The sequence below is a fragment of the Paracoccus aeridis genome (genome assembly GCF_004923205.2).
GTDB classification, from domain to species: Bacteria; Pseudomonadota; Alphaproteobacteria; order Rhodobacterales; family Rhodobacteraceae; genus Paracoccus; species Paracoccus aeridis.
Genome location: NZ_SELD02000038.1, coordinates 1 through 14,008, shown reverse-complemented (window position 1 = coordinate 14,008; position 14,008 = coordinate 1). Strand labels below are relative to the sequence as shown.

The 14,008-nt window shown below is 63.5% G+C and carries 13 protein-coding genes; 4 read left to right on the top strand and 9 right to left on the bottom strand.

Annotation, left to right across the window (positions count from 1 at the left end):
- Positions 1–20: 20 nt before the first annotated feature.
- The 3 genes from ELI80_RS12165 to ELI80_RS12155 are packed head-to-tail and all read right to left on the bottom strand — an operon-like array spanning position 21 to position 4,546.
- A complete protein-coding gene (locus ELI80_RS12165; protein ID WP_136652199.1) occupies positions 21–2,111 on the bottom strand; it encodes a type IV secretory system conjugative DNA transfer family protein in 2,091 nt (696 codons plus the stop codon).
- Positions 2,104–3,960, bottom strand: coding sequence for a relaxase/mobilization nuclease domain-containing protein (locus ELI80_RS12160; protein ID WP_136652198.1), 1,857 nt, complete (start codon positions 3,958–3,960; stop codon positions 2,104–2,106). Before ELI80_RS12160 ends, ELI80_RS12165 begins: the two co-directional genes overlap by 8 nt.
- Complete coding sequence (locus tag ELI80_RS12155; protein WP_136652197.1) at positions 3,953–4,546, bottom strand: helix-turn-helix domain-containing protein; 594 nt, start codon at positions 4,544–4,546, stop codon at positions 3,953–3,955. The genes ELI80_RS12160 and ELI80_RS12155 overlap by 8 nt, the downstream gene beginning before the upstream one ends.
- A gap of 519 nt (positions 4,547–5,065) precedes the next feature.
- Between ELI80_RS12155 and ELI80_RS12150 the strand changes: the two genes are divergently transcribed.
- The 4 genes from ELI80_RS12150 (at position 5,066) to ELI80_RS12135 (ending at position 7,306) form a co-directional block, all read left to right on the top strand.
- Entirely contained in the window at positions 5,066–5,836 is a 771-nt protein-coding gene (locus tag ELI80_RS12150) for an AAA family ATPase (protein ID WP_136652196.1), read from the top strand.
- A 1-nt stretch (position 5,837) separates the two neighbouring features.
- On the top strand, positions 5,838–6,470 hold the full coding sequence (locus tag ELI80_RS12145) for a hypothetical protein (RefSeq protein ID WP_136652195.1): 633 nt from the start codon (positions 5,838–5,840) through the stop codon (positions 6,468–6,470).
- Positions 6,467–6,874 (top strand): hypothetical protein, encoded by a 408-nt coding sequence (locus tag ELI80_RS12140; protein WP_136652194.1) that lies wholly within the window; start codon positions 6,467–6,469, stop codon positions 6,872–6,874. Before ELI80_RS12145 ends, ELI80_RS12140 begins: the two co-directional genes overlap by 4 nt.
- 237 nt (positions 6,875–7,111) lie before the next feature.
- Positions 7,112–7,306: a hypothetical protein gene (locus ELI80_RS12135; protein ID WP_136652193.1), complete on the top strand. Its 195-nt coding sequence runs from the start codon at positions 7,112–7,114 to the stop codon at positions 7,304–7,306.
- 112 nt (positions 7,307–7,418) lie between these two features.
- Here ELI80_RS12135 and ELI80_RS16065 read toward each other — a convergent pair whose 3' ends face one another.
- From ELI80_RS16065 to ELI80_RS12110, 6 genes are all read right to left on the bottom strand, one after another.
- Positions 7,419–7,589 (bottom strand): hypothetical protein, encoded by a 171-nt coding sequence (locus tag ELI80_RS16065; RefSeq protein WP_161596464.1) that lies wholly within the window; start codon positions 7,587–7,589, stop codon positions 7,419–7,421.
- 133 nt (positions 7,590–7,722) lie between these two features.
- Complete coding sequence (locus ELI80_RS12130) at positions 7,723–8,610, bottom strand: ArdC family protein (protein WP_136652192.1); 888 nt, start codon at positions 8,608–8,610, stop codon at positions 7,723–7,725.
- Between the two features lie 1,127 nt (positions 8,611–9,737).
- A complete protein-coding gene (locus ELI80_RS12125; protein WP_136652191.1) occupies positions 9,738–11,180 on the bottom strand; it encodes a DUF4942 domain-containing protein in 1,443 nt (480 codons plus the stop codon).
- A 56-nt stretch (positions 11,181–11,236) separates the two neighbouring features.
- Entirely contained in the window at positions 11,237–11,839 is a 603-nt protein-coding gene (locus ELI80_RS12120; protein ID WP_136652190.1) for a DUF6927 domain-containing protein, read from the bottom strand.
- A gap of 1 nt (position 11,840) precedes the next feature.
- Positions 11,841–12,398 carry a hypothetical protein gene (locus ELI80_RS12115; RefSeq protein WP_136652189.1) on the bottom strand — a complete coding sequence of 186 codons (558 nt, stop codon included), beginning with the start codon at positions 12,396–12,398 and terminating at the stop codon, positions 11,841–11,843.
- Between the two features lie 606 nt (positions 12,399–13,004).
- Positions 13,005–14,008, bottom strand: a 1,004-nt coding sequence (locus ELI80_RS12110; protein WP_136652188.1) for a DNA polymerase Y family protein, incomplete at its 5' end; no start/stop codon positions are given.

Here is a 14,008-nt window from a genome sequence, read left to right as displayed (position 1 = left end):
TCACCAGAGCTTAGCCATGACTAGATACGGTCGGCTTTCTCGGTCATCTGCTCGAAGGTCATGATGTTCTCGGCGGTGGCGGGCAAGTCGCTAAGCTCATCCATAAGATTCACGATCGTCCGGGTGCGTCTCCGAGCGGCAGGCGGATTATCGGATGGCTCCACAGTGTGCATCTTCGCCGGCGATGCACCTTCTTCTGTCGGCGTCATGGATTCGCCATCGGGAGTTGTTTGCAGGCCAAGCTCCGCATCCGCGAACGGCAGGATCGGTGTTGCGGGTTCCTTGTTCGGCAGAAGCTCGATTGGCCCTTGCAATGCGCGTGACGCTCGACGGCGGATCGCGGGTTCCGAGTCTGGATACTGAACGGCAGTCGTGACGCGGGTCTCCATCTCGTCAAGACGCTGCTGCAACGAGTCTGCGCGCCGCTCAGTCTCGCGCAGGAAATCTTCGGCCGCGCGTTCGCGCGGGTCGGGCATGGGAAATGTCCCCGCCTGCTTCTCAAACACCGGCTTGAGGGTGCGGTCCTCATAGTATTTGATCCGCTTGGCGCGCGCCGGATGCTGGCCGTCGATGACAAGGATGATGTCGTCCAGGTCGAGGCGGCGGGCGTTGTCCTCGTTCAGGAGCGGCACCTCCTCCGTCCTCTCCGAGACGTTCATCCCTGAAAGCGGGCCTTTCCCGAGGGTGCGGGATTTCGAGACGACGCGCTTGGTGGTCTTGCCGACAGCCTCGCTCAGCTCCTTGACGGTGCGTTCCTCGCTCGGGGTCATGTAGACCTTGACCCCTGCCCCGCCCTGCAAGGACAGCCGCGTGTTCTCGCCATAGATCTCGTCCAGCGCCGGGATGGTCTGCGTGACCAAGGCCAGGTTGCCGCCGTAGGAGCGCAGCGTCTTGATGCTCTCCGCGACGATCGGCATCTTTCCGAGCCGGTCGAACTCATCGAGCAGGATCATGACCGGCCAGGGCTCGTTCGAACCGGGCTCTTTGGCCTGCAAGCTGGCGATGAGGTCGGCAAAGAACAGGCGGATCAGCGGCGCGAGCGATCTGATGTCATCAGGCGGAACGACGAGATAGACGGTCTGTGGCTCTTGCCGGAACGTCCTGAAATCGAAGTCGGACACCGATGTTGCGCGGTCGATGGCCGGGTTCGCCCAGGCACTCAGACCTGAAGTCATCAGGAGCGACAGATAAGAGGTCAGGGTGCGATCATTGATCGAGGCCAGCCGCTCAAAGATGAGCTGCGCCGCCCGGCTCTTAACCTCGTCAGCATAGGCCAGGTATTGCTTGTTCTTGTCGCCGCCCGCGGACACGAGGCGGTAAATCTCGCCAAGCGTCGGCTTGCCCCGTTCCATCGCATAGATGCCTGCTGCGACGAACAGATCAATGCCCCCTTCCAGCAGGCCCTTCATGTTGTCGTTGTCGGATTGCAGAAAGAGATCGGCGGTTTTCTTGAGTTCCATCTGCCGCTGATCGGGGTTCGGCAGGACTGCGATCCGCTCAAGCGGATTGTAGCGATGGGTGGGCCGGTCCCAATCAACGGGGGCGAAGCGCCAGACTTTATCGCCCAGAGATGCGCGGTGCCGCGCGGTCTTGTCGTAGTTCTCGCCCTTCACGTCGAGGACCACGGCGCTACCGGCGAAGGTCAGGAGGTTGGGAATGACGAAGCCGGTCCCCTTCCCCCGCCCGGTCGGGGCGATGACGAGACAATGCGGAAACCGCGCCGAACAGATGAAATCCCTCCGCGATCCCGGCTTGCCGTCCTTTGCCAGCACAAAACCACGGCCGGGCTTGGCAAAGAAGCCGTTGCGTTTCAGCTCGCGCCGCGTCTGCCAATGCGTCTGCCCGAAGCGGGTCAGGCCCTCGTGGATGACAAGGGAAGCCAGCAGCATCATACCGAGGACGCAACCCGCGAAGATGATCTGGACGATGGTCCAGTCGCGGGGGGCGCTCGCGCGCAGGCTGCGCCAGTTCTCGGCCAGAAACGACCAGTCGATCTGGACCGCCTGGCCGGTCATCCGGGCCGTCACATAGCCCGTCGCGAGGACATAGGCGAAGGCGAGGCCTATCAAGGCGAAGAACGCGACCCCGCCCAACATCCTGACCTTAGGCATGGTCGATCCCATCGTCATGGCTGCGTTGCGAATGAGCGATCTCGCGCTCCTGGTGCAGCTCGCGCGTCACCTGCCGCAATACCTCGGGCGAATGGCCTTCCACCTTCAGATACTCGCGGGCAATGGTGAGCTGCTCTTCGCGGTTGCCTGCCCCTTCCAACACGGAAATATCGCCGCGCCGCAAACGGGCGATCTCGTCAGGGGTCAGGCGGTCCTCGACTGCGCCCCGGAAACGCTGCGCGTCGGCCTCGCCCACCGGTGCGGCCAGTCGGGTAAGATCAGCCTTGGAGGCGTGAGCCCCGCGGTTATGGACCCATGCGGCCGCTTCTCGGGCCTGGGCAGCTTCACGGGCACGATCCTCTGCCGCCTGCTCGGCCGCGTCGGACGCGGCACGCTCGTCCGCCACGGGCGCCTCGGTACCGATGCCGAACTCTTCGCCAATCCGGTCGTGAATCCGGTCCACCTCTGCAAGCGCCGCCTCGAACTGTCGCTGGTCCTTCAGGTCCAGCCCGCGCTCATCGGCGATGGCGCGCACGTCATCGGCAATCCACTGGCGCTCAAGCGCGGCGTTCGATGCCCCGACCTGCATCCGCGCCGCAACTTCATCCGGGTTGATGCCGGTGCCAGCAAGGGCGCGCTCAAGGCGCACAGCATCCTCCTCGTTCAACTCGATCCCTGCCCTGTTCCGAGTGGAATAGATGCCGTCCTCGCTTGCAGGCTGTGCCAGTTCGGCCGCTCGTGGGCTGTGCGGGTTCATGCTGGATGCCTGCGCCAGCACGGCATTGAGCTTCGCTTCCATCGACGGCCGCTCGGAAGGCGGTGCAGCCTCGATCCGCTCAGCGGCGCGCTGCATGGAAAGGTCGAGCTTCTGCAGTGCGTCATGAAATCTCGTCTGCTGGTCCATCGAAAGGGTTCCTGCTGCTGATGAAATGATTTTTCCGGCTGAAAGTGTTTCGGCCGCGCGCTCAAGCGCGTCGGCCATGCCTGACAGGTTGCGCTCGCTGGCGCTGTCGCCGCGCGTAATGCTGGCAAGATCGCTTCGCACCAAGGCACGCGCCTGCGCCGCCATCGCCCGATAGGTCGCGCCATGCTTGGCGACCTGCGCGATGGCATAGGCCAGATCCTCGCCCTCGCGCGGGATGCCGGCGGTCTGGCCGGCGCGATACTGCGCGACCGTGGGCGCCCGGTCGATGATGCCGCGCTCAAGCCGCTGGCTTGCCTCCAAAGCAATGCCATGCTGGGCCGCGATCTCCACCATCGCCTCCTTGAAAGACTGATAGCTGTACTCGGTGCCGACACGCAGGGTGAACAGGTCGCCCTCGAAGCCGCGTCGGTTGACCACGATATGCGTGTGAGGGTGGTCCCGATCCGTATGGATGGCCGCGATGTAGTCATAGCGGCCCTCGAAGAACCGCTCGCAGATCCGCTCGCTGATTGCGCGCACCGCAGCGGTGTCAGTCCCGGCCGGAAACGACATCAACATGTGGCTGGTCTGCCCGGTCCGGGTCTTGCCGTGCCAGTCTTGCGACCACCGTTCGGCCGCCGCCAGAGCATCTTCGGACGACAGCGACCCTTCCTGCTCGTAGATGCCCCGCGAGTCGAGAACCGCATCGGCCTTGCCCAACAGGTATTCGAACTGGCCGTGAAGCTGCTGCGTGGTACGGCAGCCGCCGCGCGGGATCAGCTTGAACACGGCCGCGCGGTTGCCCGCCGCGGCTCGCGCCATCTGCCGATGCGCGCGGAACGATGTGGATTTGAGGCCCCGCCCCCCTGCCCTGCCACGGGTTCGGGTCCAGCCCTCCTTGAACAGCGCCTCCGCTGTCGGCAGCGCCTTCGTCGCCCTAGCCATCCTCGCCCCCGATCAGCGTCAGGCGAAACGCCAGGTCGCCGCGCCGCGCCCGGTCGCCCGCCAGTGTCCGCAGCGTCTCGTCGGCGCGGCTCATGGCCTCGCGCAAGGCGCGCAGCTCTGCCTTCTCCTGGGCGCTTAGGCCGCGCTCGCCCGGCCCGAGCCGAGGATCGTTGAGACGGCGGGCGATCTGGTTGAGGTTCGTCCCGAGGCGCGTCAGCTCAAGCAGCATGGCCCGGATGGTCACGTCCGTGTTCTCGTCAACGTGGAAGAACCCGCCTGGCCAGCGGATGAAGGCGCGCAACGCGGTGGACTTGTCCTTTATCCCGAAGCGGCCAACGGCGGCATCGAAGGCCTGAATGTCCTGCACGGGAACGCGCGCAGCAACGATGGCGCTCTCGACCTTGGCTGTCTTGCGCTCGCTGCGGACGCGCCGAGCGATGTTCCTGATGGTCTGCTCGCTGACGCCATACTGCGCAGCAAGCTCTTTCGTGCTTGCCCCAGCCGCTTTGGCGCGGGCGACTTTCGACCGCTCGGAAGCGGTCAGACGACGGCTCGTGGAAACCTCAAATTTTGGTTTTGTTAACACAAACCATTTCCTGCTAGATTTGAGGTTTAGGATAGATACCGGCCATAAGGCCGTCAATGTTCTAGCGTGCAGTCCTGCCTTCTCGGTCGAGAGCACCCCAGATGTGCTCCCCTTGATAATTGCTAGGATCTAGCCACTATTCATTATTTTGGGTGCGCGGGCCGCCAAACTTCATAACTGCTAATTGCTATGCGCTAGCTTTCCGAGCTACGCGAGAGTTGTTAGATGCTAGCCACTATCATATGTTCTCTGTGATATATGTTAGCCGTTATGTGCTATCAATGATGAGCAACTTGCTACTGTAAATTTTTTATTGGATATACTTTAGTAATTATTTCTTAGCTATTACTGGATACTTACTATGCACGACTGATTACGAACTACGCTTTAGTTGCTACAACTCAGTGCTTAGGCGCTAGCTGGTTCTCGATAGGTGCTAGTTGCTAGATTCCCTCAGTGTTGCTATCCTGCGCCCAGGGGCGGTGAACGGCCTCACGCTAACAGTATCGAGGGACCATCATGCAGCCGGTTGTGATTTCAGCGATGAGCCGGAAAGGAGGGGCCGGCAAGACCACTCTGGTGCGAGCCATGGCATCAGCGTTCGTGTTCAACAAGAAGCGGGTGCTGCTGATAGACGCCGACCCGAACCGAGCCCTTGCGACGTGGGCCGAACGGGCAGGGAAACGAGGAACCAGCTCCCCCCTGCTGTCGATCACCGAAACGATCAAGATGGACGAGCTGACGGGCATCGTTGACGAGACGTTCGAGAAGGAGTCTGCCGACTTCATCCTGATCGACACGCCCGGTGTTGGCGGAGGATGGGCCGACACTATCGCCATGCTGTCCGATCTGCTGGTGACTCCCCTCATCCTGACGCGAACCGACCTCGAAAAGTCTATGGAGACGGTCACTTGGTATGACAGGTTGCGCGAAAGGGTGTCAGATCCATCCCAACTGCCGCCTCATGCGGTGGTGATTACGCGGTTTGTGGTCAAGAGCGGCAAGAGCGTTGAGCCCGTCTCACTCGGCCAGCAGGAGTTGCTGTCGGAAATCCGATCTCTGATGAAGCCCGTCCCTTACCCGATGCGGGAACGATTGGCCTATCAGGATATGGATAATGAGGGCCTGCTTGGAGCGAGAGCCGCGCAGTTGAAGGCGGACGATAATCCACTGATCCGCGGGCGAGCGCGGCGCTACGACGACGCTCTGCACGAAGCTATTGTCGTCACCAAGGCGATATTGAGCAGAATGGCCGCTGCACCGGCCAGCACTACCAAGGCCGGGGGCTAAAATGGCAAGACGTGGCCGCACGTTGAAAATTTTTGATACCGACGACGAATATTCCCGGACTATCGAGGATGTTTCCCATTTTGATTTTGCGCCGGTGGCAGACTCGCCTGCCGAGCCTGCCGAGCAGACGGTCATGTCGGAAGCTCCGGTGCAAGCAGATCCCGGCCGCGAAGGTGCGGCTCAACAACCAGGCGTGACACCAGACAAGCCGAAGCAGCCTCAAACAGCTCCGGTCAAGAGGAAGCAGCCGGAACCTGCCGCTGTCAGTGAGACAAAGGCACTCGTTCAAGTGCGTGCGCTCGTCCGGCCACTTGCAAGGCACCAAAAGGATCTCGAAGCCTTGGAGCAAGCCGGTTACCAGATCGGCATGATCCTGCGCCTTGCTCGCCAGCGGACACAGAAGCGGATCAAGATCGTGCCGAGCTACGAGGTAGCAGAAAAATCCGAGAGGGGCAAAGGATTGGCCGAGTATCTACATTTCCGTGTTTCGAAAGGCATTCTGGAAGAGCTGTCGGAGCAGGCTGGTGATCTCGGGACACTGCCGGAAACAGAACTGTTGCGTTCACAGTACCAACCGATCTGGTTCGAGGAACTCGATACAGTCATTGCCGACCTGAAAAGGAAGCTGTCATGAATAATTATGCGATTCTCGCCGCGATGATTCTTCTCCCTGCGACCGCACAGGCAGCAACTTGGACCTCCGGTTTCCAACGAGGCATTAACTACTACGGAGTTAAGGACGGCGCACTTGAGCTTACGCTGACGTGTGATCCGAATGGTGCTTACAGCCCGCCGCAGAACTTCATGAAGGCCTTCATGGATGGCCGTGTCGTAGATGGCTCTGGCACGTTGCAGTCAGACGGTCAGACCGTGACGATTGGTTTCGAGCAAGGGACAGCGTTCAAGCAGGAGACGGAAGATGGCGCATGGAAGATGGCTCTGTCCATCATATCTTCGCCAGAAGGTTTTTCATTCACGCACAACAATCAAAGCGTGAAAGTAACGCCAAGCAACCAGCTTCAACATGATTGCAAGTAACTAAGGGGCTTCGCCCCTGGCGCCTACAAGCGAAATAGACGGGACCGTGCCTCGCCGTCAAATATACAATTTCTAAGAAAAGAAAAAGCCGCCTGATCGCAAGATCGGCGGCTTCATTAATTTCTGCCGGCTGCGGCCGCACCACTCCCGTCGATTTCGCTTTCCGTTGCCTCCCCAGCTTCGCCAGCGGGCAGGCCGGATAGCCAAGGCTATCCGGCTCAAACCGAGGGGAAGATCATGACCAAGAAAGTCACAGCCAAGCCGGTATGTGAGATCTACCATATTCAGGAAGCAGAAACACCGCGACGCCTTGGAACCCTTTATCAATGGAATACGGGCGAAAGGCAGATGCGTTGGTTTGTTGATCCCGACAGTTTCTCCGGTGGTTGCATCGGCCGCGTAGAGATCAAGGCGGAGGGCAGGGCCGCGTGAGCGGCTGCCTGCGCTGCACAAGCGCATGGCTGCGGCTGGCCCGGCCCAGGCCGGGTCAGCTGCAGCCTACCTTGACGGGAGGGCCGCGCCCCGGTCGATGCGGGGCTGCGGTTCAATCGACGTGGCAGATAAAGCGTTCACCACGCTGGTCGTCCATTTCATAGATCAGAACGGGTTGGCCGATACGTTCAGCCCGGCGGCGCGCGCGGCGGCGGGCCTCGACCTCGGTCGCGCAGATGATGGGCAGATCGTCCGGGTCGTCGCGGACTTCGTAGCGCGTCACGGCGCGACTCCCGGCTTCAGGCTGTCGTCACGGTCCAGCCAACTGCCGTCCACTGCAACGGGTGTAAAATACAGAGCCCGGTTGACGCTGCCGCATGTGCGGCAGGTCAGGCAGAGCAGGGGGGTGGGGCCGCTCATGCGGCCGCCCTTTCCTCGGTTTCTGCTTGGGGCTGCGCCTGCATCAGCAGGTCAGCCGCTTTCTGCGCCTCGCTCGCGGCCTTGAAGATGGCGCGCTTGTCGTCCTGCAGGGCGCGAAGCCAGCTTTTCACATAGGCGGCGGACTGGTCGAAGTCGGGGGTCAGGCCAAGGCTTGCGCAGACCATGCAGTTGCCGATTTCCGCAATCAGCTCCTCGAAGGCATAAGCCTTGCGGCCGGTGAAGCGGCCGAGCCGGTCAAGGCGGCTGGTGTGGCCGGTCCAGTGGGTCGCTTCATGCGCGAGGGTGGCATAATAGCCGCCGACGCTGTGAAAGGTCGCAATCGGCGGCATGTGGATGAAGTCCTCGACGGGGTTATAATAGGCGCGCGGGTCGTCGCTGGTGCGGATTTCCGCGCCGGTCGCGGCAAAGAAAGCGTCAAGGGCGCGGTCGGCGGTGGTGCCAAGGTCGCGTGGCGCGTCAGCAGGGGTGCCGTAGAACTCGGCGGGCAGGCCGTCGATCTGCTCGGCGTTGAACACGCGATAGGCTTTCAGATACGGGATTTTCCGGCTGTTATCGCCGCTCTCGTCATCACGCTCGAAGGTACCGTATTTGACGACGGTTGCGGATTTCTCGCCCTTGCGGACCTGCCCACCCGCTTCCTGCGCCTGGCGATAGGTGAACCAGTGCGCCGCGCGATAGCCCTTCTCGGTCGCGGTCAGCCAGAGCATCAGGACGTTGATGCCGCGATAAGGCTCGCCATTGGCGCGGCGGGGAAAGATCGCGCCGCCTGCATCTCCGGTCCACGGCTTGCGCCACGCCGGGGTGCCCGCCTCGATGCTGGCGATGATGGTATCGGTGACGTGCTGGTAAAGATCGAAAGCCATTTGCGGCACTCCTTTGCGACGGTCCCGCCTTGGTCTTTGCCTTGGTCGGGATGCCCATGATGGGCGGGGGGTCAGGCGAGGGCCGCGAAGCGCGTCCTCTCCTGAACCCCTGCCTCCCGGCGAGGGCAGGAGGGGGACCCGCGCAAGGTTGCGCGTAGGGGGCGAGGGGAGGGGGATCACCCGGCCTGCACGCAGCGCGCCAGCGCGGAGGAAGGCCGGGGAAACCCCTCGCCCCCGTCAAGCGCGCGGCCTTGCGTGGGGGAACCGGCGGTTCCCAAGACGGACGCGCCCCTTGGCGCGGCCCACCAAACCGGGGGCGTTCGGCTTGCCCGAATCCCCCCGGATGGCGCGAGCCCCGCATCAGCGGGGATCTCCGATCCTTCTTGCCGTCCAGATCGACTAGGCCTCGCACATACGTACTTCTCACTTCCGGTCGGTGGGCAACCAGAAGCGGGACGGCATCCCCGGCAGCCACCTGTCCATTTTGGCAACTAACAGACGGCCGTTGCGTGAAGTATTCCCGTGGCAGTTGCTAAGTCTGCCGGTTCGGGCGTGTTTTACGAGTATCAACGGGGGGCCGAACCACCCTCCGTCTAATTCTTCTCTGCCCGACTCTGGACAGCAGCCTCCGTAACAGAGGCGATGCTAAAACTGAAAAGACCGGAAGAATGCCGGGGTCGACGCAGCGTCATTTACGCTAAGACAATAAAATTTTGTTCCTCCGGACGGAACATTGCGTAAGGTTCTTTGTTTGAAGCCTTCACGCAGACATTGGAATCCGGGAGTTCAAATGCCGAGCCCGCAACTTCGGTCAAGTCAGACACTCGTTCAATCTCAGCGCCCACCAACAGGGCATCATCTCTCGGCCGAGGAGTGGGGTATGATCTTGGAGGCGTTGAGCGTCTACCAGCACAACGCGGCCTTCCGCGACCTCTACGAAAAAGTCGCCGTCCGGCGACCTGCTGCGTCGGTTTCGTAGGGGGCCACGCGGTTTCGCGCGGCAGCGCGCGCCGGCCGGCTTCTGTTTAACTTTCTTGCTGCCGTGCGCCTGTCGTGGGCAACTTCAAAAAAAGGGGCCCCGCCGGAGCGGGGCCTAGTTTCCTTCCGTCGCAGAAGGAAGTTCGGAGCTATGCCTTGGGCTTTCGGAGGGTCAAGATCACCGTGGCGATCCGTGTCCCGACTTCGGCAAAGCTCTCTGGCGGCAGGTCGCGCCACAAGCCGCGCCAGCCAGGCCGGTGGCACTCGGCCCAAGCCCGGAACCTGATGTGCGCGGGGGTCTCGTTGACCTCGGCCGAGGCTGGAAGGATCGCGCGCAGCTCGCCGCCGGGTTTCAGGAAGTCGAAGGCCAAGCGGACGTGCTGCATCCAGTGGATGCCGGCGAAGGGCGGGTTCATCAGCACCAGGTCATAGACCGGGTCGGGGCGCATGGTCAGGAAATTGGTGCAGGCGACGTGTAAGTCCGGGTGGCCGATCCCAAGCAGCGCGTCGGCGCGGCCCGGATGGATTTCAACGGCATCGACCTGGGTGCCGCGCGCAAGCGCCGCGCGCACGATGTTGCCGATTCCGGCCGATGGCTCCAGCACGCGCGCGCCGGGGGCGAAGTGCAGCCGGTCCATCAGCTCGTCCACGGCGGCGGCGGGAGTGGGATAGAAGGCCAGATCGCGGGCGACGGCAGTTCCGGTGGGCTTGTAGTCCTCGGGTCGCGCGTTGTCCGGGGCGGCGTCGGCCAGGGCCGCGCCGTAGTAGGTGGCCAGTTCCTTGTTTACCTTCTCGACCAGATCATCACGGGTCAGCCACAGGTGGGCGTTGCCGTTCTTGAAGCCGCGCGCCCGGAAATAGCTCGTCTCGACCTCGGACTGGCGCGGTCCCCATGATCCGGCCCGGTCTCGGGCGAGGGCGCTTTCCAGCTCGCCTGCCCGATCAGGCGCGTGATCCAGCAGGGCGAAGGCGCGCTCTATATCATAGAGGGTCTGGCGGATGCTCCCGTAGCTGAAACCGCCGTAGTCGCTGAACACATGGTTCAGGATGATGCGGCTGCCGATCTTGAAACCGTCATGCGATTTGAACCGGCGGTCGAGGGCGGCGAAGGCGCGGGCGATCCCGCGCCGGAAGATCAGCTCGGAGTCACCAAGCAGGCGCTCGACGGTGGCGCTGATGTTCTCGATGGTGGCGGGCGGCACATCGCCGCGCAAGGCGCGGTCCATGTCGTCGCGCTCTTGGGCGTCCATGATCCGGCGCAAGCCGCTTTCGTCCAGCAGGCGGGTCCAGATTGCCGCATCCAGGTCGCGCCGGAACGCCTCGATGCTGTCGGCCGGGTCGAAGTCGCCGGGAAAGAGGCGGTCGCGGTCGGCTTCCTCGCGGCGGTCGGTGCGCGGCGAGTGCCAGCCACCATGCGCCGCCTTGGCGGTCGCGGTGGCGGCGGTGGAAAGGTCGAATGCCGCGCGAAGGGCCTGGGCCGCGCGGCCGATCTGCTCAAGGGCAGCAGCGCGGGCGGCGCAGATGGCGCGCAGATTGGCAGGCGCGGTCAGCACGCCCCCGACTGTGGGGGTGGTGCGGTCGTGCATGGTCATGGTGAGAATCCTCGGGGGGCAGGGGGGCCGCGCCCCGGTGGGCGCGGCGAGACTGCTCAGATGCGGGTCCAGCCCCGCTGCCTGATGTTCGGGATGCGGCAGACCGCGCCAGTCTCAAGGCAGGTGAAAACCGTGGTGCTGCGGTTGGCACCGGGCCAGCGTTCCCGGCTGATGCGGAAGGTCTGGCGCTCGGTGCCGTCCAAGAAGCGCAGGGGCTGCTCAAGGCGGATCACGTCGCCGGGTTTCAGGGATCGCGAGGCGCGCGCCGCATGGTCGCGGCACGACTGCCGCCAGTTCAGCGCCCATTCGCTCGTCGTGGGCGAGAGAAGGTCGATCAACTTCAACGGCGCTTCCGCCGCGTTCGGCCCCATCGTCTCGTCCATGCTCTTGTAGCCCCATTGGCCATTCTCGCGGCTCGTCAGGAAAATGGCGGCGAAGGTGTAGCCGCCGGTCGCGTCCGTCTCGTAGTCGCCCGTGCTGTCGCGGCCGGACGGCGGACGGCCGTCCTTGGGCTCCACGCGGACGGCGGCATACCAGACATTCCCCTTCCGGCTGATGAGGACCGGATAGCTGCGGCGTTGTTCATTCTCGCCGCCGCAAAGCCGGGCGATCTCGTCGCGGATGCAGGCGGGGGTGTGGTTGTAGATGAGCCAGCCCATGTCAGTTCCCCCGCGCATCGAGGGCGGCGGCGATCCGGTCACGGATCACGGCCAAGGGATGATCGGGCGCGGCTCCCTCGTCGACCAGCCGCTGCGCGATCAGCTCGCACAGGTCGGGCAGGCGGGTGTTGGCATAGGCACGGTCAAGGTCGCGATATTCGACCTGTTCGCCGGTGGCGTCCACGATCCGGGCAAGGGCCTCGCCGGTATCGTCCTGCGCGGCATCATGGACGATCTGCCATTCCCCGGCGTCACGGTTGAAGCCGTAGACGGACCAGAAATCCGCCTCCGTAGGGCGGCAGACGGTCACGCCTTCATGCCCGGTTTCGCGGACGGGCGAGAGGCAGAAGCCGGTGAAGTCGAACAGGGTGACGCCGTGTGGCAGGCCGTTGGGTTGCCAACCGGTCAAGTTGCGAGGCGTAGAATTGCGCCGCCACGTTTCCTTGGCGAAGTCGGTCAGGGCGTCCCATGCGGCGCGTGATGTGCCGTCATGGTGAAGGGGAAGGCGGCGAACATCCTCGGCATAGGCCGCGCGTGCGGCGGAGTCTCGGTCAGTCATCGCGTGTTCCTTTCTCTGCGACGGGCGGTCGGGTCTGGTGCCCGCTTCCGCCGATGGGCGAGCCTTCCTGCTCTGTTTTCTGAAAGGCCCATGCCTTTCGGAAAGCAGAGCGGGAAGGGCGCAGCCCTGCCCGTGGCCCCGGCCGAGACTGTCACGGGTCGGGAAGGCGGGGTGGTGCGGCCCGCAGCGCGATGCGCGAGGACACGGCCCGCCTGAACGACGACGCCCGGCACGGGCGGCGCTTGCCCCTTGACCGGCTCGGTCGGGGATGCGTGGCGGACGAATGTATTGGAAAGGTCGTCGGGGCGGGGGTGAGCGCGGGGCAAGCCCCGCGTCGATCCCTTGACCCGTCCACCGGATCACCTGCCGACGCATCGCGGCGGCGCAATTGTTCTTGGCGGTTGTCCAAGGCGTGAAGCCGTCATGACGAGCGAGACACGCCATCATCGAGCGAGGGAATGCGAGCCTTGTGGGCAACTGCCTGCGCGAAGGATCGTTACCCGTATGGGACGAGACGCGCCCGGCGCGGCTCGGGTGGAGGCCGTACGCGGCCGGAACTAGAGCCTGATCCCGGCCTGCCGGGACGCGCCCCAGAGCTCCACTTGCTTATCCTCTCTCGAAGAAACCCGGATGCGGTGCCGTGATTCCGAACGTGATCGTGTCGGCACCGAAGCGGCTGTTGATCTGATCCACGGCGATGGACACGCGCTCGCCGCGTGTGCGATCCGCGGGCGCAAGGGGCGCAAAAAGATCGCCGGCGCGATCCTGCAGCAAACTCACGTTGCCCATGTGGACACCGACCGAATGTACTGCGGCAGGCGGTTCAGCCCGCCACAGACTCGACCAGAGAGCGCGATGGAGATGCAGGAAATAGGCTGTGTCCTGCGACGGCGCGCAACTCACGCCTCGCGACCAGCGGCGCCCTTCGAAATAGCTGACCGTGAGGCTGAACCGTGCAGCAACATAGCCCTCGCGCCGCAGGCGGGCGGCGGATTTCTCGACCAGCCAACGGCCGACCTGATAGGCTCGCCGGGCAGTGCGGTAGTCGAGGGCGAGGACCTTGGAGTTGCCGAAGCCGCCACGGACGTTCGGTGTCAGGGGAATATCCATACCTTGCAACAGCCGCACGAACCGTTCGCCCTCGACGGAGCGCCAGATCAGGCGCGCATGGCGCGGATCGAGCCCACAAAGGGTTTCCACGTCATAGACCCCGGCGCGGTAGAGCCGCTGCTTCATCGCCCCGGAGATCCCCGGCAGATCATCAAGCGCGAGATGGGCGACAGCCGCAGGCATGTTTTCGGCCGAAAGCCAGCGAAAGCCGTCCGGCTTCTGCAACTTCCCGGCCAGCTTGGCGAGCAAGTGGTTCGGCCCGATCCCGGCAGAGAAGCGCAGACAGGCGCCGACCTCGGCCGCGACAGCGGCCTTGAGGCGGGCGACAAGCTGCGCGGCTCCGTCCAGCGTGCGGGCTTCGCCCGACAGGGCGAGCTGGAACTCATCGACGCTGCGGATGTGCGTCAACTCCGCATGGCGGTCGAGCACATCCGCGACGGCCAGGTTGAACTTCAGTGGTCTGCCCCCTGAAAAGTGGTCCTCCCTGAAGTAGGCTTTTG

What these genes read in the sequence shown, in the direction of transcription:
- ELI80_RS12165 (WP_136652199.1), bottom strand. Translation starts at nt 2,111, where the DNA reads ATGCCTAAGGTCAGGATGTTGGGCGGGGTCGCGTTCTTCGCCTTGATA.
- ELI80_RS12160 (WP_136652198.1), bottom strand. Translation starts at nt 3,960, where the DNA reads ATGGCTAGGGCGACGAAGGCGCTGCCGACAGCGGAGGCGCTGTTCAAG.
- ELI80_RS12150 (WP_136652196.1), top strand. Translation starts at nt 5,066, where the DNA reads ATGCAGCCGGTTGTGATTTCAGCGATGAGCCGGAAAGGAGGGGCCGGC.
- ELI80_RS12145 (WP_136652195.1), top strand. Translation starts at nt 5,838, where the DNA reads ATGGCAAGACGTGGCCGCACGTTGAAAATTTTTGATACCGACGACGAA.
- ELI80_RS12140 (WP_136652194.1), top strand. Translation starts at nt 6,467, where the DNA reads ATGAATAATTATGCGATTCTCGCCGCGATGATTCTTCTCCCTGCGACC.
- ELI80_RS12135 (WP_136652193.1), top strand. Translation starts at nt 7,112, where the DNA reads ATGACCAAGAAAGTCACAGCCAAGCCGGTATGTGAGATCTACCATATT.
- ELI80_RS12130 (WP_136652192.1), bottom strand. Translation starts at nt 8,610, where the DNA reads ATGGCTTTCGATCTTTACCAGCACGTCACCGATACCATCATCGCCAGC.
- ELI80_RS12125 (WP_136652191.1), bottom strand. Translation starts at nt 11,180, where the DNA reads ATGACCATGCACGACCGCACCACCCCCACAGTCGGGGGCGTGCTGACC.
- ELI80_RS12120 (WP_136652190.1), bottom strand. Translation starts at nt 11,839, where the DNA reads ATGGGCTGGCTCATCTACAACCACACCCCCGCCTGCATCCGCGACGAG.
- ELI80_RS12115 (WP_136652189.1), bottom strand. Translation starts at nt 12,398, where the DNA reads ATGACTGACCGAGACTCCGCCGCACGCGCGGCCTATGCCGAGGATGTT.